Origin of the sequence: Streptomyces microflavus (genome assembly GCF_014650075.1) — a bacterium.
GTDB lineage: Bacteria > Actinomycetota > Actinomycetes > Streptomycetales > Streptomycetaceae > Streptomyces > Streptomyces microflavus.
In genome coordinates, this window is the sequence record NZ_BMUG01000041.1 from 1 (window position 1) to 775 (window position 775).

General features: G+C 57.5%; 1 pseudogene. It reads right to left on the reverse strand.

The window, feature by feature from the left end:
* Positions 1-130 precede the first annotated feature (130 nt).
* Positions 131-775, reverse strand: a pseudogene (locus tag IE264_RS38870) (hypothetical protein); the annotation flags it as partial.

Here is a 775-nt window from a genome sequence, read left to right on the forward strand (position 1 = left end):
CTGATGATTGCGCGCGGCGATTCAGTGATTTGGATTGCAAGTGAAGAGGGTAACGAATGGTGTGTGTCATGTAAGAGGCTAGTAGAATACACGTATGAAGTTGGTTGTGGGAGATGGAGGCATGTCTGTATTAAATGCCGACACCAGCTGAGGCGTCAACACCAGCACCAACACCAAGGGGACCGCCAACACCCACTCCGATGCCCACATTCGCGCCAGCTCCCACACCGACACCTCCCAGACCGGCTCCTACGCCTACGTCGGCACCTACGTTGGCGCCGAGTCCACCAAATCCACCGAGTCCGCCACCAAGTCCGGCGTTGACCCCTACGTTGGCTCCGAAACCAGTTCCTAGGTTGGCACCAAAACCGGCGTTAACCCCAAAGCCGGGGATCATGCCGAAGAGACCGCCAAAGCCGCCGAAACCACCAAAGCCGGGCATCATGCCGAAGCCGTTACCCATACCGCCAAAGCCGGGGAACATGCCACCAATGCCGGATCCTTGGCCGGGACGACCACGGGACGGGATGCTGGGAGATGGGTGATAAGGAGCTGGGTGGTAAGGTTGAGATGGCTTGCCACCGTAGGAAGGGTGTTGGGCTGGGGGAGAGTAAGATTCTGGTGGGGCATAGGAGTCAGAGTCGTAGTCTGAGGCAGCGTAATCGCTGGGTTGGTGTTGTCCGGCTGGCAAGGCGAAGACCGCGCTAGTAGCAACGAGAAGGGTGATGAGTAAGCTGGACTGCATGTTGGTTGGTGTAAGTTTGAAAGGATCGAA